19 protein-coding genes are annotated in these 17,664 nt (G+C 60.0%); 14 read left to right on the top strand and 5 right to left on the bottom strand.

The annotated features are described in order from the left end of the window. The first annotated feature begins 81 nt into the window (after window positions 1-81). A complete protein-coding gene (locus ACWNZ1_RS15840; RefSeq protein ID WP_256453650.1) occupies window positions 82-714 on the top strand; it encodes a glutathione S-transferase family protein in 633 nt (210 codons plus the stop codon). After that, window positions 711-1,655, top strand: coding sequence for a Nudix family hydrolase (locus tag ACWNZ1_RS15845; RefSeq protein ID WP_135846926.1), 945 nt, complete (start codon window positions 711-713; stop codon window positions 1,653-1,655). Before ACWNZ1_RS15840 ends, ACWNZ1_RS15845 begins: the two co-directional genes overlap by 4 nt. Window positions 1,656-1,781: 126 nt before the next feature. Here ACWNZ1_RS15845 and ACWNZ1_RS15850 read toward each other — a convergent pair whose 3' ends face one another. The 3 genes from ACWNZ1_RS15850 to ACWNZ1_RS15860 are packed head-to-tail and all read right to left on the bottom strand — an operon-like array spanning window position 1,782 to window position 5,366. Then, the gene (locus tag ACWNZ1_RS15850; RefSeq protein ID WP_256453649.1) at window positions 1,782-2,363 is read right to left on the bottom strand and encodes a cob(I)yrinic acid a,c-diamide adenosyltransferase; all 582 of its coding nucleotides are present in this window, start codon (window positions 2,361-2,363) and stop codon (window positions 1,782-1,784) included. Window positions 2,364-2,365: 2 nt separating this feature from the next. Continuing rightward, window positions 2,366-4,402 carry a sensor histidine kinase gene (locus tag ACWNZ1_RS15855; RefSeq protein ID WP_135846924.1) on the bottom strand — a complete coding sequence of 679 codons (2,037 nt, stop codon included), beginning with the start codon at window positions 4,400-4,402 and terminating at the stop codon, window positions 2,366-2,368. A 46-nt stretch (window positions 4,403-4,448) separates the two neighbouring features. Continuing rightward, window positions 4,449-5,366: a putative 2-dehydropantoate 2-reductase gene (locus ACWNZ1_RS15860; RefSeq protein WP_256453648.1), complete on the bottom strand. Its 918-nt coding sequence runs from the start codon at window positions 5,364-5,366 to the stop codon at window positions 4,449-4,451. 143 nt (window positions 5,367-5,509) lie between these two features. Between ACWNZ1_RS15860 and ACWNZ1_RS15865 the strand changes: the two genes are divergently transcribed. Both ACWNZ1_RS15865 and ACWNZ1_RS15870 read left to right on the top strand, forming a co-directional pair. Further along, entirely contained in the window at window positions 5,510-5,995 is a 486-nt protein-coding gene (locus tag ACWNZ1_RS15865; protein WP_135846922.1) for a YajQ family cyclic di-GMP-binding protein, read from the top strand. Window positions 5,996-6,157: 162 nt separating this feature from the next. After that, window positions 6,158-7,000, top strand: a complete 843-nt coding sequence (locus tag ACWNZ1_RS15870) for a mechanosensitive ion channel family protein (RefSeq protein ID WP_256453647.1) — start codon at window positions 6,158-6,160, stop codon at window positions 6,998-7,000. Between the two features lie 163 nt (window positions 7,001-7,163). Here ACWNZ1_RS15870 and ACWNZ1_RS15875 read toward each other — a convergent pair whose 3' ends face one another. Then, a complete protein-coding gene (locus tag ACWNZ1_RS15875) occupies window positions 7,164-8,420 on the bottom strand; it encodes an OprD family porin (RefSeq protein WP_256453646.1) in 1,257 nt (418 codons plus the stop codon). An 847-nt stretch (window positions 8,421-9,267) separates the two neighbouring features. On the opposite strand from ACWNZ1_RS15875, the gene ACWNZ1_RS15880 reads away from it, so the two are divergent. Both ACWNZ1_RS15880 and ACWNZ1_RS15885 read left to right on the top strand, forming a co-directional pair. Further along, window positions 9,268-9,693 carry an HIT family protein gene (locus tag ACWNZ1_RS15880; RefSeq protein ID WP_135846919.1) on the top strand — a complete coding sequence of 142 codons (426 nt, stop codon included), beginning with the start codon at window positions 9,268-9,270 and terminating at the stop codon, window positions 9,691-9,693. A 4-nt stretch (window positions 9,694-9,697) separates the two neighbouring features. Further along, window positions 9,698-9,904: a SlyX family protein gene (locus ACWNZ1_RS15885; protein WP_135846918.1), complete on the top strand. Its 207-nt coding sequence runs from the start codon at window positions 9,698-9,700 to the stop codon at window positions 9,902-9,904. A 71-nt stretch (window positions 9,905-9,975) separates the two neighbouring features. On the opposite strand, the gene ACWNZ1_RS15890 is transcribed toward ACWNZ1_RS15885, so the two are convergent. Next, entirely contained in the window at window positions 9,976-10,581 is a 606-nt protein-coding gene (locus tag ACWNZ1_RS15890; RefSeq protein ID WP_135846917.1) for a cold-shock protein, read from the bottom strand. Between the two features lie 385 nt (window positions 10,582-10,966). Here ACWNZ1_RS15890 and ACWNZ1_RS15895 point away from each other — a divergent pair, with 385 nt between their 5' ends. From ACWNZ1_RS15895 to ruvB, 8 genes are all read left to right on the top strand, one after another. Further along, window positions 10,967-11,440, top strand: a complete 474-nt coding sequence (locus tag ACWNZ1_RS15895) for a Dps family protein (protein WP_135846916.1) — start codon at window positions 10,967-10,969, stop codon at window positions 11,438-11,440. Window positions 11,441-11,647: 207 nt separating this feature from the next. Next, window positions 11,648-12,001: a ribbon-helix-helix domain-containing protein gene (locus ACWNZ1_RS15900; protein WP_135846915.1), complete on the top strand. Its 354-nt coding sequence runs from the start codon at window positions 11,648-11,650 to the stop codon at window positions 11,999-12,001. A gap of 137 nt (window positions 12,002-12,138) precedes the next feature. Continuing rightward, window positions 12,139-12,360 (top strand): FmdB family zinc ribbon protein, encoded by a 222-nt coding sequence (locus tag ACWNZ1_RS15905; RefSeq protein WP_003178589.1) that lies wholly within the window; start codon window positions 12,139-12,141, stop codon window positions 12,358-12,360. A gap of 75 nt (window positions 12,361-12,435) precedes the next feature. Beyond that, window positions 12,436-14,211, top strand: a complete 1,776-nt coding sequence (gene aspS / locus ACWNZ1_RS15910; protein ID WP_135846914.1) for an aspartate--tRNA ligase — start codon at window positions 12,436-12,438, stop codon at window positions 14,209-14,211. Window positions 14,212-14,330: 119 nt separating this feature from the next. Continuing rightward, window positions 14,331-15,077, top strand: coding sequence for a YebC/PmpR family DNA-binding transcriptional regulator (locus tag ACWNZ1_RS15915; protein WP_135846913.1), 747 nt, complete (start codon window positions 14,331-14,333; stop codon window positions 15,075-15,077). Between the two features lie 162 nt (window positions 15,078-15,239). Further along, a complete protein-coding gene (gene ruvC / locus ACWNZ1_RS15920) occupies window positions 15,240-15,764 on the top strand; it encodes a crossover junction endodeoxyribonuclease RuvC (protein ID WP_046062629.1) in 525 nt (174 codons plus the stop codon). Window positions 15,765-15,878: 114 nt separating this feature from the next. Continuing rightward, window positions 15,879-16,487, top strand: a complete 609-nt coding sequence (gene ruvA / locus ACWNZ1_RS15925; RefSeq protein ID WP_003205039.1) for a Holliday junction branch migration protein RuvA — start codon at window positions 15,879-15,881, stop codon at window positions 16,485-16,487. Next, window positions 16,488-17,549: a Holliday junction branch migration DNA helicase RuvB gene (gene ruvB / locus ACWNZ1_RS15930; RefSeq protein ID WP_003178599.1), complete on the top strand. Its 1,062-nt coding sequence runs from the start codon at window positions 16,488-16,490 to the stop codon at window positions 17,547-17,549. Window positions 17,550-17,664 lie beyond the last annotated feature (115 nt).

Genomic DNA, 17,664 nt, shown 5'->3' on the forward strand with positions numbered 1-17,664 from the left:
CGTAAATCCATTGTGGGAGCGGGCTTGCTCGCGAAGGCGGCCTGCCAGATCCACAGTTTGCTCCACAAGAAAGGAATCCACATGAGCCTGCACCTGATCATCGGCGACAAAGATCTATCTTCCTGGTCCATGCGCGGCGCTTTGGCCCTGGCGCTGACCGGCGCGAAGTACACCGAAGAGTTGGTCAGGCTCGACCAGCCGGACACCCGCGAGAAACTGCTCAAGTATTCAGCCACCGCCAAAGTCCCGTTGCTCAAGACCGAGTTCGGTGTGATTGCCGACTCCCTGGCAATTGCCGAATACCTGGCCGAACAGTTCCCCAGCGCCGGTCTCTGGCCCAAGGATGTTGCCGCTCGGGCCCAGGCACGTTCGGCCTGTGCACAAATGCACAGCGGTTTCTTCGCCATCCGCAGCAACATGCCCTTTGACTTGCTCCGCGATGCGCCGCTGTCGCCCGTGCCGGTGGAAGTCCAGGCGGAAATCCAGCGGATGCTGGCGCTGTGGGCTGAATGCCGAGCCGCGGCCACCGAGAGCGGTCCCTACCTGTTCGGTAGCTTGAGCCTGGCCGATGCGTTTTTCGCGCCGATTGCCGTGCGCCTGCGCACTTATCAGGTGGAACTGCCGGAAGTCGATGCGGCCTATGTCGAAACCCTTTATCAATGGCCGGCGTTCAAGGCGTGGCAACAGGCCGGCCTGGAGGACACTGCGCGGTGAAACGAATACATGTAGCGGCGGCGGTCATTCGTGACGCTGCTGGCAAAATCCTCATTGCCCGTCGGGCCGACACTCAGCACCAGGGCGGCCTGTGGGAGTTTCCCGGTGGCAAGGTCGAGGCCGATGAGTCCGTCGAAACCGCCCTGGCCCGGGAACTTCAGGAAGAGCTGGGCATTGTGGTCGGCGCGGCGCGGCCACTGATCAAAGTGCGCCACGACTACCCGGACAAACAGGTATTGCTGGATGTCTGGGAAGTCTCGGCGTTCACCGGCGAGCCCCATGGCGCCGAAGGGCAACCGCTGGCTTGGGTCGCGGCCCGGGATCTGCCGAACTACGAGTTTCCGGCGGCCAACCAGCCGATCGTCGCGGCAGCCCGTTTGCCGAGTGAGTACCTGATCACGCCTGAAGGCCTCGAAACACCGGCCCTGCTGCGAGGCATGCAGAAGGCCATCGCCGGCGGGATCAAACTGGTCCAGCTACGCGCGCCCAACGGCTACGACCCGCAATATCGCGATCTGGCGGTGGACGCGGTGGGGCTGTGTGCCGGCAAGGCCCAGTTGATGCTCAAGGGACCGTTCGAATGGTTGGGGGATTTCCCCTCCGCCGGCTGGCACATCACCGCTGCGCAACTGCGCAAGCATGCGGCGGCAGGGCGCCCCTTCGGCAAAGATCGCTGGCTGGCGGCCTCCTGCCACAACGCCGAGGAGCTGTCCCTGGCACTGCAGATGGACGTGGACTTCGTCACGCTTTCTCCGGTGCAACCGACCCAGACCCATCCAGACGCTCAACCGTTGGGTTGGGAAGAGGTTGCACGGCTGGTCGAGGGTTTCAACAAGCCGGTTTATCTGTTGGGCGGGGTCGGGCCTGGCGAACGGCAAAAGGCCTGGGAGGCCGGGGCGCAGGGTGTGGCGGGGATTCGGGCGTTTTGGCCTGAGGCTTGATTTTGTGGTGTGGCTGCTGGCCCCTTCGCGAGCAAGCCCGCTCCCACAGTAATATGTCACCCAGTAGGTCCCTGTGGGAGCGAGCTTGCTCGCGATGAGGAACTCACAAACGATACACCTCTGTGATCAACCCTCAGGCTTGGCCGCCGCCACCCAAAGCACCTCCGCCACCCCCTGCCGCCGGGCGATGACCCGCGCCGCCACGAACAACAGGTCCGACAACCGATTGATATAGGCCAGCCCCGGCCCGGCCAACGGTTCCACGGCGTTCAACTGCTGGCAACGGCGCTCGGCGCTGCGGGCCAGGCTGCGGCAGACATGAGCCAGGGCAATCAGTGTCGAGCCACCGGGCAGGATGAAGTTTTCCAGCGGCCCCAGTTCTTCGTTCCACACATCAATCGCCGCTTCCAGGCGCTCGACTTCCGCCGTGGTCAGTGCTTGATAGGCTGGCATCGCCAGTTCACCGCCCAGGTCGAACAACCGATGCTGACAGGGCGTCAGCACGTCGATGACCTCCTTCAGCGCCGGGTATTGACCCATTTCAGCGGCAAGGCCGGCCAGCAGCAACCCCAGCTGACTGTTCAGCGTATCCACTTCACCGATGGCCTCGACCCGAGGGTGATCCTTCGCCACGCGGCGGCCATCTCCCAACCCGGTTTCACCTTTGTCGCCGGTGCGGGTGTAAATCTTCGACAGGCGAAAACCCATGCTCAGCGCTCCAGTTGCTTGTTTTCCTGCGCCACCATCGAAGTGCCCGCCAGGGGCAGGCGCAGGGTGAAGCAGGTGCCCTGGCCTGGCGCCGACTGCACTTCCATCTGGCCCTTGTGATTATTGGTGATAATGAAATACGACACCGACAGCCCCAGGCCGGTGCCCTGGCCGATTTCCTTGGTGGTGAAAAATGGCTCGAAGGTGCGCTTGCGCACGTTCTCGCTCATGCCGATGCCGTTGTCCTCGACCTGGATCTCCGCCCACGGCGGATTCAATCGCGTGCGCAGGATAATACGCCCTGGCTCGCTGTCGTCCTGGCGTTGGTGGATCGCCTGGGCGGCGTTTTTCAGCAGGTTGAGCAGCACCTGCTCCAGCTCGTTGGCCGTGCCAGGCACCGGGCCCAGGTTTGGGTCGAACTGACGGATGATCGCCTGGCCCTTGAAGTCGAAACCAATTGCCAGGTCGAAGTCGTTGCCCGCGATTTCCACCGCCTGGTCGATCAGCGCTGGCAGGTCGCACGGCGCCATCTGCCGGGTACTGCGACGGCTGAAGCTGAGCATGTGGGTGACGATTTTCGCGGCCCGGGCGCCGGCCTGTTGAATGCCGTCGAGCAGTTGCGGGATCTCCCGGCCCTGAAGGTAGCGATTGACCTCTTGCAACTCGATACCCAGTTGCTCGGCCTGTTCGAGGTTCTTGGGCAGTTCCGGCGACAGGCGTCGGCGGATGTTCTGCACGTTGTGCAGGATCGCCCCCAGCGGGTTGTTGATCTCGTGGGCCATGCCCGCCGCGAGGCCGCCGACCGAGAGCATCTTTTCCGATTGCACCATCATTTCTTCCAACGACAGGCGCTGGGTGATGTCATCGATGCGGATCACCACCCCGCGCCCGGCGCCGCCCATCAGCGGGTAGAAAGTGAGGGCGTAGTGTCGGGCTTCGTCGTCCTTGGTCCAGGTGACGCGTTCGATCTTGGCCACCGTGTGCTGCTCGACCGTTTGCTTGAGCTGCGGCAGGTAGGGCTTGAGCGGTTCGAAGGCGAGGAAGATCGGCTGGTTCAGCGCCTCGTCCAGCCGAGTTCCGGAGAGCGCGCTGGCTTCCTGGTTCCATTGGGTGACGTAGAGCTGCTCGTCGAGGGCGATCAGCGCCGACGGCATGGAGTCGATGATGCTGTTGAGGTAGTTCTGAAAACCCGTGAGCTTCTTTTCGATCTTGCTGCGCACCTGGACTTCCAGCTCCAGCTTGCGGTTGGTGTGGCGGGTTTCTTCCGCCAGGCCCTGGGCCTGGTCGTAGGCAGCTTGGGAGTCATCCCGGGCGCGCTTGAGTTGTTGTTCCCGGGCTTCGATGCGCGAGAGCATGGTATTGAACGCCTCGGCCAGGCTGCCGATTTCATCGTGGTTGCCGCGAGCGGCGCGCAGGGAATAGTTCTCCTCGCGGGTGACCTGGCGCGACAGTTCTTCGAGCTGATGGATCGGCTGGGTGATCAGGCGTTTGATCTGCTGGGCAATGATCAGCCACAACAACACGCTGAAAATCAGGATGCCCAGGCTGGCGGTCAGGGTGCCGGTGTAGAACGCCGTCGGCAGTTCGCTGCTGGCCACCAGCAACAGGTGGCCCGGCTCCGTACCGGGGCGGGGCAGGGTGATGACCTGGTTGCTGCGAAATTCACCGGCCTGCCAGGCCTGCATATAGCGGTAATGGTCCGGCAGCTTGAGTTTTTCGGCATGTTGCAATTGCGCCAGGCGTTCGCCCTGGCCGTCATACAGCGCCGCTGCCCGTAGCGGTGCATAGCTGTTGAGCTCATCGAGCAGGCGCTTGGCATTTTGTGGCGATTGCAGGGCATCGGAGATCAGGCTCGGATTGGCCACCAGCCGGCCGATGGTCTGCAGGGCCTGGGGCGCCATGCTTTCCTGGGAAATGTAATAGGCGGCGCTGATAAAGGTCAGGTTGGCCACCAGCAGGACAGTGGTCAACAACACCAACAGGGCGGCCAGCAGTTTCTGGCCGACCGGGAGGTTTTCAAGGTGCTGGCGCAATGGCATCAGGCTCGTCGCAAAAAAGGAACACGAGGGCCAGCGTAGCCGCTGCTCAGTCGCTGGGCAATCCGAGGTTGTTCAAGTGCCCAATCAATCGCTGGCGCAGCTGTTCCAGGTGCGGCACCGTCAACCCATGGCGCTGGGCGACCTTGCAGGCGTGGCCGAGCAAGTAGCTGATTTCGGTGCGGCGGCCGTTGGCGACGTCCTGGTACATCGAGGAGTAGTTGGCGGCGGTGGCCTGGATCACCCGTTCGACTTCGCTCGGCAAGTCTTCGGCTGCCGCCGGCTGACCACAGCGCTCCAGCAGATCGGTGAGTTCGGCGCACAAGGTTGCCACTTCACAGTGATGCGTCTGCAAGCCGCCGTTCTTGCAGTGATGCAGCACGGTCAGTGGGTTGATCGCGCAGTTGAGCGCCAGTTTGCGCCAGAGCCGCGTGAGAATGTCGGCGCTCCATTGGTGGGGAATGCCGGCGGCGCTCAGGTCATCCAGCCAGAACGGTGCTACCGGGTGGGCGGGGTCGCCCAGCCAGGTGTAGCCGTGGCCGGCGAACACCACGCGCCAGTCACCGTCGCGGAACGCGCCTTCGGTGCTGGAGGCGCTGATACAACGGGCCTGGGGCACGCGATTGGCCACCGCATCCTGGCTACCGAGGCCGTTCTGCAGCAGGATCAGTTCCGTCTCGGCGCTCAGGCGATGGGCCACCGAGGCCACGGCCGCCTCCGCATCATAGGCCTTGCAGGCCACCAGCAGGCGGTTGATCGGCTCGGGGCTGACCGCCGTTTCGCCAGGCACCGGGTAACACTGCGCTTGGCCCTGTTCCACCAAGGTCAGGCCACCGGCGGCCCGATAGGCCTGCAAGCGGGTTTCGTTGCGCAGCACCAGCCGCACCGGCAGGCCGGCCCGGGCCAGGCGGGTGGCCCATAAGGTGCCGAGGCTGCCGGCCCCGAGGACATGCCAGGTGGTGGACATCAGTTTTTTACTCGGTTTGGCGCAGGCATCTGAGGGGCTCGCGGTATCGGCAAGAAAAGACCCGTTATAATGAGCCCGATTTTAACCACAAGCCAAGTGCGCGCCTTCGTTACGGGCGCGCCTTTTTATTTGGAGAACACTACATGCCGTCATTCGACGTGGTATCCGAACTGGACAAACACGAAGTCACCAACGCCGTTGAAAACGCCGTCAAGGAACTCGACCGTCGTTATGACCTCAAGGGCAAGGGCAGTTTCGAGTTCAAGGAAAAGGACCTGACCGTCAACCTGACCGCCGAGGCCGATTTCCAGCTCGAGGCGATGATCGAGATCCTCAAGCTGGCCCTGGTCAAGCGCAAGATCGACGTGCAGTGCCTTGAGGTCAAGGATGCCTATGCCTCGGGCAAGCTGATGAAGCAGGAAGCCGTGCTCAAGGAAGGCATCGACAAGGAACTGGCGAAGAAAATCGTCGCTCATATCAAGGACGCCAAGCTCAAGGTACAGGCCGCCATCCAGGGCGAGCAGGTGCGCGTCACCGGCAAGAAGCGTGACGACTTGCAGGAAGCCATCGCGGCACTGCGGGCCAAGGAATTCGGCATGCCATTGCAGTTCAATAACTTTCGCGACTGATACCTCAGTTGTATGGAGACACTGTGGCGAGGGAGCTTGCTCCCGCTGGTTGCGTAGCAGCCCCTTAGTAGGTGGGCGCGACGCACCCAAGCGGGAGCAAGCTCCCTCGCCACAACGCGTCTCTGCAGGTCTTTCGTGGTAACAGGAACAAAGGAGAATTAGATGGACTTGAACGCTGAAGTGGACAACCTGGTCAAGGCTTCCCAGACCTGGATCCCCATGATCATGGAATATGGCAGCCGGGTGCTGCTGGCGATCATCACCCTGGCCATCGGCTGGTGGCTGATCAACAAGGTGACGCAAAAACTGGGTGCTTTGCTGGCACTGCGTAACGCTGACCTGGCGCTGCAAGGGTTTATCAGTACCCTGGCAAACATCATCCTGAAAATACTGCTGATCGTCAGCGTCGCGTCGATGATCGGTGTGGAAACCACCTCATTCGTCGCCGCCATCGGTGCCGCCGGCCTGGCCATCGGCCTGGCGTTGCAGGGCAGCCTGGCGAACTTCGCCGGCGGCGTGCTGATCCTGCTGTTCCGTCCGTTCCGTATCGGCGACTGGATCGAAGCCCAGGGTGTGGCCGGTACGGTCGACAGCATCCAGATCTTCCACACGGTGATTCGCACCGGTGACAACAAGACCGTCATCGTGCCCAACGGCAACCTGTCAAACGGCATCATCACCAACACCAATCGCCAGCCGACCCGCAAAGTCGTGTTCGACGTGGGCGTGGATTACCAGGCCGACCTGAAAAAGGCCCAGCAGGTGTTGCTGGATTTGGCCAAGGATGAGCGCGTCTTGGCCGAGCCGGCGCCGGAAGCGGTGATTTCCACTTTGGGCGACAGTTCGATCACGGTGTCGTTGCGGGTTTGGGTCAAGACGGCGGATTACTGGAGCGTGATGTTCATGTTCAATGAACAGGCCCGGGATCGTTTGAAAGAAGCGGGTATTGATATTCCGTTTCCGCAGCGGGTTATTCGGGTGGTCCAGGAAGGGGCACCGCAATAACGATTTGAATATAACCTGGCGTTAGGGTCAGGTTATGTTTAGTTAGCTTGCTATTTATAAGTTGTCGTAGCGTTGATATGTAGCGGATACAAAAAAACCGCTCACCTGGATCAGGTGAGCGGTTTTTGTTTGTTGCGGGTGCAGCTATCGAATTAGCACTGAATTACAAGATGCTCAGTGGGTATTCGACGATGAAGCGGAAGTCATTGTTGTCGCGGTTGTTAACGGCGGCAGTATAAGAGCTGTTGGTGCGGTAGAACGCGCTACGCAGGCGGAACGACAAGTCTTTGGCTGGACCGCTTTGCAGAACGTATTTGGTTTCGAAGTCCCACTCGTGCTCTTTTGCTTCCCCATCAGGAGTGGAAATGTTGTCACCAGTGACATAACGGGTCATGAAGCTCAGGCCAGGAACGCCGTAAGTTTTCATGTTCAGGTCGTAGCGAGCCTGCCAGGAGCGCTCGTCCTGACCGTTGAAGTCGGAGTACTGGATGGAGTTGGCGAGGAAGATGGTACCGCCGCCGTCAACGCCGTACGCATAGCCGGTATCACCGGTGGAGCGCTGGTGAGCCAGGGTGAACTTGTGGGCGCCGATGGCATAGGCTGCTGCGAGGGACCAGATGCGGTTGTCAACTTCGCCGCTGAGCTTCTGGCCTTGGTCTTTGCTGTCATAACCGTTGAAGTCGAAGTTCAGCGACTGATCTTCGTTGATCGGCAACGTGTAGTTCAGGTTCAGGTATTTCTTTTTGTAGTGATCTTCGACGTCGGAAGCCGCTACGCCGGCTACGAAATTGTCGGTGAACTGGTAGGTTGCACCGGCAATGTCAGCGGATTTCAGGCCAAGGCCGTCATCACCCATGCCAGTTTGCGAGCTGATGGCGTTGAAATGACCTGCGCTCAGCTCCAAGCCTTTGATTTCTTTACTGGTGATCAGCGTACCGGTAGCAACTTCTGGCAGCAGACGGCTGTCGTCAGTAGAGAAAACCGGGCTGGTAGTGAACTGGTTGCCGTATTTCAGAACGGTGTCGGACAGACGGAACTTAACCGCGCCGCCAATCTTCGATTGTGTTTCTTCCAGGTTGCCATCACTGTCCTGAGCGAACAGGCCGTTACCGGCGCGACCAGTACCACCGTCGAAACGGGCGGAGCCGAATGCGAAGGCGTCAGCGCCTACACCAACGGTACCTTGGGTGAAGCCCGACTCGTAGATGGCGCGAACGCCAAGGCCGGCTTCTTCACGATAACTTTGACGAGTGCTTGGTTCGTTCTTGAAGTCGCGGTTCATGTACAGCATGCGGCTCAGAACATTCAAGCTCTGATCTTCAAAAAAGCCCTTGGATTCTTCCTGGGAAGAGGCCATTGCGAACTGCGAGGTACTGGCCGAAACAGCCAGTGCGATCATGCTCCACTTCATCACGCGCATCGTGATTTGCTCCTTTGGTTTTTAGAAGAGTACTGCCGTCCCACCTGTTTTTTTATCTGGGCGGCTCTTTCTTTTTGTGTCGGCGCAAACTTATATCACGACGACATTATTGGCGATACTTGCCCATCCAACCTTTTAGCTTCTTTACGACCATGTCGCCAATGGCTCGATCCATGTCGTATTTCGGCTGTTCCGGCGCAATCGGACTCACAACTCGAAGTTGCTTCTTTTTTCCGGCGACGGTGTAAAGAGTCCTTTGTTACTGCGCTTGAAGCTCCTTGAGGGCAACCTTGCCACTTTATTTATAGGCCAGCTGGTTTTCGCTTCCGGCGACACCTTGCTGGCGATGTCTGGGATGAATGCAACAAGCATGCTCAAACCCGGATTTTGTTCACGTTTTTTTCACATTCTGTGTTTTGACGTGGTGAAACCTCATGAAACCGGGCTCCAAAGGCCTTGTTTTAAATAGGGTTGACTGCCGTGTAGCTCTCGTGTTTGGGGCGCACAAATGTCGCGAGACCACCAAAAACGTTACCGGTTCACCCTGCCAGTGAGTAAATCCCGGATGCTTCGTGCACTGAGCGTAGACGCGTTGTGCTGTTTTGGTGCAAAAAATTTTCAAGCTGTACGATAATTTTACAGCGGCAGCGCTTAGCGCAACCCCTGGGATGGTCGTCTCAGGCGTTTGCGGGACCTGTTGCGCTGTGTTGGTGCGCGCGTTGCCCGTGTTAATGCCAGTTGGAGCGCACAGTGAACGCGTTGGCGTTCGCAGGTATGCTGCGGGTCTGTGCCTGATGCAGGCCTGCGAGGCGCTGAGCCGGGCAGAATCAATAACGAGGAGTACGCGGTGTTTGCCTTAGACCCACGATTGCAACAAGACACATTGCCCATCGGTGATTTCCCGCTGTGCCGGTTGCTCTTGTCCAACGATTCGAATTACCCGTGGTTCATTCTCGTGCCGCGGCGGGAAGATATCAGCGAATTGTTTCAATTGGATGACGCCGATCAACAGCAACTGTGGAAAGAAACCACGGCGCTGGCCGAAACCCTCAAGGATTCGTTCGACGCCGATAAGATGAACGTTGCAACCTTGGGTAACGTTGTCAGTCAATTGCACATGCATGTCATCGTGCGCAAGCGCGATGATGCCGCCTGGCCCGCGCCGGTCTGGGGCAAGCATCCGGCCAAGCCGTATAATGCCGAACAGGTGACGGCCATTCGCGAACGCTTGCGAGTGGCCCTCGCCAATGATTTCAAGTTTCTGGAGGGCTGAAACCATGAACCTTGAAGCGCGTGTAACCGATCTGGAAAGCCGCCTGGCGTTTCAGGATGACACCATCCAGGCATTGAACGACGTGCTGGTGGAGCAGCAGCGCGTTGTCGAGCGTTTGCAGCTGCAGATGGCAGCGTTGCTCAAGCGCCAGGAAGACATGGCCGGGCAATTCGAATCCTTCGAAGAGGAAGCACCACCGCCTCATTACTGACCCCGCCCTGATTGGCAGGCAATAAAAAACCGCGAGCAGCCTGGCTGCATCGCGGTTTTTTTACGCTTGGATCAGCGGCGCGGCAGCGCGGCGATCACATCTTCGGCCTGCAGGCCCTTGTCGCGGTTCATCACGGAGAACTCCACGCGCTGGCCTTCTACCAGGACGCGGTGGCCTTCGCCACGAATGGCCCGGAAATGCACGAAAATATCATCGCCGGAGTCGCGTGAAATGAAACCAAACCCTTTGGAAGTGTTGAACCACTTCACGGTGCCGGTATCGCGGTTGGACATGTCGTAGTTCTGCGGCGCGGCGGCGGGTGACGACTTCTTGTAGAAGCTGACGGCCAGGTGCAGTGCTACCGCCAGCAGGGCCGCAGCCAGGCTGAGCAGGATGGCCGGTTGACCGGCGATTTCCGGCATGGGGGCCAGCAGGGCCAGGGTTTGCACGGCAACGGCCAGCACCAGCAGGGCACTGACGAGGTTTTGCAGTTGATGACGTGGACCTTTGTTCCAGTAAGGGATAACAGGTGCGAGGGTCAGGTTGAGCAGGCCGAAAAAGGCCAGGTACAGCGCATCGGGATGTTGCAGGTAAGGTGTGGCTTCGGAACCCAGGCTAGGGATGAAGGACAGCAGCAGGGCAGCTGCGCCCATTAGCAAGTGGACGATTTTCAACATTTTGATTGGCTCACGGTTAAGACAGATCACAAGGAAGAGCTGGTCGGAGGCGGTTCGCTTCGAGACAATGAGAGGCGTTGGACACGTCTCCGAATCAGCCTATGCGCCATACCCGGAAAAATAGGCGTAGCGACACACTGCCTATTTAACAGCAAAGCCCCGGCCTTCTCAAACGCGTTACGGACGTGTACCACGCTGTTCGTCGGCCAGGAAAAGCCAATCGGCACTTGAAGGGGGCTGGCAAAGGGCGTTGAATTTTCCCAGCTGGCCGGAACCGTCAGGTGTCCAGGCTTGTCGGTTCAGCAGGATTGGCAATTTGTCGCAGGCTGCCGGCGGCGATATCCACTAAATTGTCAAATTCATCACCGTCAGGAGATCAACCAGCATGGCAATTGATATCGGTATCAGTGAAGAAGATCGCAAGTCCATCGTCGACGGGCTGTCGCGCCTGTTGTCGGACACCTATGTGCTGTATCTCAAGACCCACAATTTCCACTGGAACGTCACGGGGCCGATGTTTCGGACCCTGCACCTGATGTTCGAGGAGCAATACAACGAACTGGCGCTGGCGGTGGACCTGATCGCCGAGCGTATTCGTGCCCTTGGCTTCCCGGCCCCAGGCGCTTACTCGGTGTATGCGCGCTTGTCTTCTATAAAGGAAGAGGAGGGCGTACCTGGCGCCGAGGACATGATCAAGCAACTGGTCGAGGGCCAGGAAGCGGTGACGCGTACGGCCCGTGGCATCTTTCCTTTATTGGACAAGGTCAGTGATGAGCCGACCGCCGATCTGCTGACCCAGCGCATGCAGGTCCACGAAAAGACCGCATGGATGTTGCGTTCGTTGCTCGAAGGGCAGTAAGCGTCGCGCAACTGCTGATGTGGCCATCGGTATCATTGCCTGCGCGTCAGGTGTAGGACGGCGTAACTCGTCGCCTGTCTGCTGCTGGCTTGTCCTACGTCGATGGTCATAAAGTCATCTGGATCTGGCGATGCCGTTGAGCTTCCATAGAGCTACAGATTGGTTGTCCCAATTGAGAGGTTCGTATGGCAAAGGAGTGTCAACGGTATGATTCAAGGAAAGGAATCCAGGGAGGGCGCGCTTGGGCGTTGTCAGCCCATAAGCATCGATCCGTTCGTCAGTGGCTTCGACATGCAGCTGGCCCGTCCCTTGGCCCGATCCATCCGCCTGAACGGGTTTGCTACCTGTCTGCGCCTGGAACAGGTCTATTGGGATATTCTCGGCGCCATGGCCCGGCTCAACAGCTGTTCCGTCAGCACGTTGCTGTCCCATGTGGACCGGGAGGTGCATCTGCGCCATGGCGGGGTACGCAATTTCAGTGGGTTGGTGCGGGTGGTTTGCGTGGTGCACAGCTTGAAGGAGACCGGGATGGCGGTTGTGGAGCCCTCGTTGGCAGGCTGAGCACATAGCTCCATCAAATGATGGGGGCGACCTGTGCCGTCTTACGGCTGCACAGGCCGCATTTAATGGATATAATCCCGCTCTTTGCCGCAAAGCCCAGTCTTTGCGCGAGTAACCTGATCGCCGAGACAACCCCCATGCCGATGTACGACTATCAATGTGCTTCCTGTGGTCATCAGATGGAAGCCATTCAAAAGATCAGCGCGGCACCGCTGGTCGACTGCCCTGCCTGCCAGGCGCCGGAACTGAAAAAGATGCTGTCCATGCCAGGTTTCCGCCTCGGCGGCACCGGCTGGTATGAAACCGACTTCAAGACCGGCGCCAAGAAAAATCTGGCCGGTGGCGACAAAGCTGATTGAGTTGAACACGCGCGAGTTCTTGCACGGGCAGGGCCTCCAACCGAATTTCGAATTACGAGAAGTGAAACCACTACCATGATGCGCAGCCATTATTGCGGCCAACTGAACGAAAGCCTGGAAGGTCAGGAAGTTACTCTTTGCGGATGGGTCCATCGTCGCCGTGACCATGGCGGGGTGATTTTCCTCGATATCCGTGATCGTGAAGGCCTGGCCCAGGTGGTGTTCGATCCGGACCGCGCGGACACCTTCGCCACCGCCGACCGCGTGCGCAGCGAATATGTGGTCAAGATCACTGGCAAGGTCCGCCTGCGTCCGGCCGGTGCCGGCAACGCCAACATGGCGTCTGGCATGATCGAAGTGCTGGGTTATGAGCTGGAAGTGCTGAACGAATCGGAAACCCCGCCGTTCCCACTCAACGAATACTCCGATGTGGGCGAAGAAACCCGACTGCGCTACCGCTTCATCGACCTGCGTCGCCCGGAAATGGCCGAGAAGCTGCGTCTGCGTTCGCGCATGACCACCAGCATCCGCCGTTACCTGGACGAGAACGGCTTCCTTGACGTCGAGACGCCGATCCTGACTCGCGCCACGCCGGAAGGCGCCCGCGACTACCTGGTGCCGAGCCGCACACACCCCGGCAGTTTCTTCGCCTTGCCGCAATCGCCGCAGTTGTTCAAGCAACTGCTGATGGTGGCCGGCTTCGATCGCTACTACCAGATCGCCAAGTGCTTCCGCGATGAAGACCTGCGTGCCGACCGTCAGCCTGAGTTCACTCAGATCGACATCGAGACCAGCTTCCTCGACGAAAAAGACATCATGGGCCTGACCGAAGGCATGATCCGCAACCTGTTCAAGGAAGTGCTGGGTCTGGAGTTCGGCGAATTCCCGCACATGACCTTCGAAGAGGCCATGCGCCGCTACGGTTCCGACAAGCCGGACCTGCGTAACCCGTTGGAACTGGTGGACGTGGCCGACCAGCTCAAGGAAGTCGATTTCAAGGTGTTCAGCGGTCCGGCCAACGACCCGAAATGCCGTATCGCGGCCCTGCGTGTGCCAGGCGGGGCCAGCATGCCGCGCAAGCAGATCGACGATTACACCAAGTTCGTCGGCATCTACGGTGCCAAGGGCCTGGCGTACATCAAGGTCAACGAGCGCGCCGCCGGTGTCGACGGCCTGCAATCGCCGATCGTGAAAAACATCCCTGAAGCCAACCTGAACGTGATCCTCGATCGCGTGGGTGCGGTTGACGGCGACATCGTGTTCTTCGGCGCCGACAAGGCCAAGATCGTCAGCGAAGCCCTGGGCGCGCTGCGCATCAAGCTGGGTCACGATCTGAAGCTGTTGACCTGTGAGTGGGCACCGATGTGGGTCGTCGACTTCCCGATGTTCGAAGAGAACGACGATGGCAGCTTCTCGGCGCTGCACCACCCGTTCACCGCGCCGAAGTGCTCGCCGCAAGAGTTGGAGGCCAACCCGGCCACCGCTCTGTCGCGCGCTTACGACATGGTCTTGAACGGCACCGAGCTGGGTGGCGGTTCGATCCGTATCCATCGCAAGGAAATGCAACAGGCGGTCTTCCGTCTGCTGGGCATCAACGAAGCGGAACAGGAAGAGAAATTCGGCTTCCTGCTCGATGCGCTGAAGTACGGTGCACCGCCCCACGGTGGCCTGGCCTTCGGCCTGGACCGCCTGGTAATGCTGATGACCGGCGCCCAGTCGATCCGTGAAGTGATTGCGTTCCCGAAAACCCAGAGCGCGGCCGATGTCATGACCCAGGCTCCGGGCGTGGTGGATGCCAAGGCGCTGCGCGAGTTGCACATCCGTCTGCGTGAACAGCCAAAGGCTGAGTAAGGCCGGCACCTGAGGGCGCATCTTCGGATGCGCCTTTTCATTGGGGTCCATATTTCTGATTGCCGGCTGCTGCGTGAGCGCAGGGCGGGCAATGTTTCAAAGCAAAACCGGAGCGAGTTATGGCAGGTCATTCCAAGTGGGCGAACATCAAGCACCGCAAAGAACGTCAGGATGCCAAGAGGGGCAAGATCTTTACCAAGTGGATCCGTGAGCTGACGGTCGCGGCCCGCCAGGGTGGCGGCGATCCGGGTTCCAACCCGCGTTTGCGCCTGGCCCTGGACAAGGCACTGGGTGCGAATATGAGCCGCGACATCATCGACCGGGCCGTCGCCCGGGGCGCGGGTGCGACCGAGGCCGACAACGTTGAAGAGCTGACCTATGAAGGTTACGGCCCGGGCGGTGTGGCGGTGATGGTCGAGTGCATGACCGACAACCGCAACCGTACCGCGGCGGCCGTGCGTCACGCCTTCAGCAAGTGCGGTGGCAACCTGGGCACTGACGGTTCGGTGGCGTACCTGTTCGAGCGCAAGGGGCAGATCAGCTTCGCGCCGGGCCTCGATGAAGATGCCCTGACAGAGGCGGCCCTGGAAGCCGACGCCGATGACGTGGTCAGTCATGAGGACGGTTCGTTCGACGTATTCACTTCGTTCGTCAGCTTCTATGCCGTGCGCAACGCCCTGGAAGCAGCTGGGTTCAAGCCGGCCGACGCGGAAATCGTCATGCAACCGACCACCAGCGCCGAGCTCGACCTGGAAGGCGCCGAGAAGGTGCTCAAGCTGATCGACATGCTCGAAGACCTGGACGATGTGCAGAACGTCTACTCCAATGCCGATATTCCGGAGTCGGTGGCTGAACAGCTTGGCTGAGAAGGCCTGGTCAAACATTGACGATTGCTAATGACCAAAATGTGGGAGCGAGCTTGCTCGCGATAGCGGTACTTCAGTCAACGCTTTGCTTGCTGATCCGACGCCATCGCGAGCAAGCTCGCTCCCACAGGTCTGAATAACTCCCCTCAAACCGCAGGCGCTATGACTTTAATCCTTGGCATCGACCCCGGTTCGCGCATCACCGGCTACGGCGTGGTTCGCGACACCGGGCGCGGCTGCGTGTACGTCGCTTCCGGCTGTATTCGTACCGGTGCCGGTGAGTTGCACGAGCGTTTGCAGATTGTTTATCGCGGCGTGCGCGAAGTCATCCAGACCTACGGCCCGGTCACCATGGGCATCGAAAGGGTCTTCATGGCGCGCAACGCCGATTCTGCCCTGAAGCTGGGGCAGGCCCGGGGCGCGGCGATCGTGGCTGGCGCCGAGGAAAACCTGGAGATCGCCGAATACACGGCCACCCAGGTCAAGCAGGCCGTTGTCGGAACGGGCGCGGCGAACAAGGAACAGGTGCAAATGATGGTGATGCACTTATTGAAACTGGTCAGCAAGCCGCAAATCGACGCCTCCGACGCCCTGGCCATCGCCATTTGCCATGCCCATACCCGTTCCAGTCTGTTGCCTCACGGCCTGGGAGCCGCACGCAGTCGTGGCGGGCGCCTGCGTCTCTGATAGCATCAGCGCAATCTTTCGTGAGCCCGAGCATTTTGCGCCTGTGTTGTCGGCGTTCCTGCTCTGGCTGTGACTCGCCAGCCAGCAGCTGGCCTACGCCCAAGGATCTGAAACGTGATTGGACGCTTGCGCGGCACCCTGGCTGAAAAACAGCCGCCGCACCTGATTCTGGATGTAAATGGCTTGGGTTATGAGCTTGAAGTGCCCATGACCACGCTGTATCGCTTGCCGTCGGTCGGTGAGCCGCTGACCCTGCACACCCATTTGGTCGTGCGTGAGGATGCACAGTTACTCTATGGCTTCGTCGGCAAGCGCGAGCGGGATTTCTTCCGTGAGTTGATTCGCCTCAATGGCGTCGGCCCGAAACTGGCCCTGGCCTTGATGTCGAGCCTGGAAGTCGACGAGCTGGTGCGTTGCGTGCAGTCCCAGGACACCTCGGCCTTGACCAAAGTGCCAGGTGTGGGCAAGAAAACTGCCGAGCGCCTGTTGGTCGAGCTCAAGGACCGCTTCAAGGCCTGGGAAGCCGTACCGGCGATGTTCGCATTGGTGCCGAACCAGCCGGACGCGCCGGCACCTGCGGTCAGTGCCGAAAGCGATGCGGTTACCGCGCTGATTTCCCTGGGCTACAAGCCGCAGGAAGCCAGCAAGGCGATTTCCGCCATCAAGGAAAAAGGCCTGAGCACCGAAGATATGATTCGTCGTGCCCTGAAGGGAATGATTTAAGTGATTGAAGCTGACCGTCTGATCGCCGCCACGGGCGCGCCCCGTGACCGCGAGGAAATCCAGGACCGCGCGATTCGCCCCGTCAGCCTGGCCGACTATATCGGTCAACCGACCGTGCGCGAGCAGATGGAACTGTTCATCCAGGCAGCCCGTGGGCGCAGCGAGTCGTTGGACCACACCTTGATCTTCGGCCCGCCGGGCCTGGGCAAGACCACCCTGGCCAACATCATTGCCCAGGAAATGGGCGTGTCGATCAAGAGCACGTCCGGGCCGGTCCTTGAGCGGCCGGGTGACTTGGCGGCGCTGCTGACCAATCTTGAGCCCCACGACGTGCTGTTCATCGACGAAATCCATCGCCTGTCGCCGATCGTCGAGGAAGTGTTGTACCCGGCCATGGAAGATTTCCAGCTCGACATCATGATCGGCGAAGGGCCGGCGGCGCGCTCCATCAAGCTCGACCTGCCGCCTTTCACCCTGGTGGGCGCCACCACCCGCGCTGGCATGCTGACCAATCCACTGCGCGACCGTTTCGGGATCGTCCAGCGCCTGGAGTTCTACAACAACGCCGACCTGGCGACGATTGTCAGCCGCTCGGCAGGCATCCTCGGGCTGCCGCTGGACCCGGACGGTGCTTATGAGATCGCCCGTCGGGCCCGGGGCACACCACGGATCGCCAACCGACTGCTGCGCCGGGTCCGGGATTTCGCCGAAGTCCGGGCCAAGGGCCACATCACCAAGCCGATTGCCGACCTGGCATTGAACCTGCTGGACATCGATGAGCGCGGCTTCGACCACCAGGACCGGCGCCTGCTGCTGACTATGATCGAGAAATTCGACGGGGGGCCGGTGGGTGTGGACAGCCTGGCCGCGGCCATCAGCGAAGAGCGCCACACCATCGAGGATGTGCTGGAACCGTATCTGATCCAGCAGGGCTACATCATGCGCACCCCCCGTGGACGCGTGGTGACCCGCCATGCCTATTTGCATTTCGGCTTAAACATCCCGACACGAATGGGTGAGATGCCGGTGGTAGACGAATTCCTCGATGCCGTGGACGATTGAACGAGCTTTGTGCAACGACTTTTTTCGGGTTCGTGCTGTCCCAGACGACACTCGGAGCGTCAATGCCTTCGAGAATGAAAAAACAGTTGCCTGGCCGATTGGCAACCTGAGGAGT

Source organism: Pseudomonas sp. CFBP 5748 (genome assembly GCF_053850495.1).

Excerpts from the sequence above, each read along its gene's own strand:
- ACWNZ1_RS15840 (WP_256453650.1), top strand. The coding sequence starts at position 82 with ATGAGCCTGCACCTGATCATCGGCGACAAAGATCTATCTTCCTGGTCC.
- ACWNZ1_RS15850 (WP_256453649.1), bottom strand. The coding sequence starts at position 2,363 with ATGGGTTTTCGCCTGTCGAAGATTTACACCCGCACCGGCGACAAAGGT.
- ACWNZ1_RS15855 (WP_135846924.1), bottom strand. The coding sequence starts at position 4,402 with ATGCCATTGCGCCAGCACCTTGAAAACCTCCCGGTCGGCCAGAAACTG.
- ACWNZ1_RS15860 (WP_256453648.1), bottom strand. The coding sequence starts at position 5,366 with ATGTCCACCACCTGGCATGTCCTCGGGGCCGGCAGCCTCGGCACCTTA.
- ACWNZ1_RS15865 (WP_135846922.1), top strand. The coding sequence starts at position 5,510 with ATGCCGTCATTCGACGTGGTATCCGAACTGGACAAACACGAAGTCACC.
- ACWNZ1_RS15870 (WP_256453647.1), top strand. The coding sequence starts at position 6,158 with ATGGACTTGAACGCTGAAGTGGACAACCTGGTCAAGGCTTCCCAGACC.
- ACWNZ1_RS15875 (WP_256453646.1), bottom strand. The coding sequence starts at position 8,420 with ATGCGCGTGATGAAGTGGAGCATGATCGCACTGGCTGTTTCGGCCAGT.
- ACWNZ1_RS15885 (WP_135846918.1), top strand. The coding sequence starts at position 9,698 with ATGAACCTTGAAGCGCGTGTAACCGATCTGGAAAGCCGCCTGGCGTTT.
- ACWNZ1_RS15890 (WP_135846917.1), bottom strand. The coding sequence starts at position 10,581 with ATGTTGAAAATCGTCCACTTGCTAATGGGCGCAGCTGCCCTGCTGCTG.
- ACWNZ1_RS15895 (WP_135846916.1), top strand. The coding sequence starts at position 10,967 with ATGGCAATTGATATCGGTATCAGTGAAGAAGATCGCAAGTCCATCGTC.
- ACWNZ1_RS15900 (WP_135846915.1), top strand. The coding sequence starts at position 11,648 with ATGATTCAAGGAAAGGAATCCAGGGAGGGCGCGCTTGGGCGTTGTCAG.
- ACWNZ1_RS15905 (WP_003178589.1), top strand. The coding sequence starts at position 12,139 with ATGCCGATGTACGACTATCAATGTGCTTCCTGTGGTCATCAGATGGAA.
- aspS (WP_135846914.1), top strand. The coding sequence starts at position 12,436 with ATGATGCGCAGCCATTATTGCGGCCAACTGAACGAAAGCCTGGAAGGT.
- ACWNZ1_RS15915 (WP_135846913.1), top strand. The coding sequence starts at position 14,331 with ATGGCAGGTCATTCCAAGTGGGCGAACATCAAGCACCGCAAAGAACGT.
- ruvC (WP_046062629.1), top strand. The coding sequence starts at position 15,240 with ATGACTTTAATCCTTGGCATCGACCCCGGTTCGCGCATCACCGGCTAC.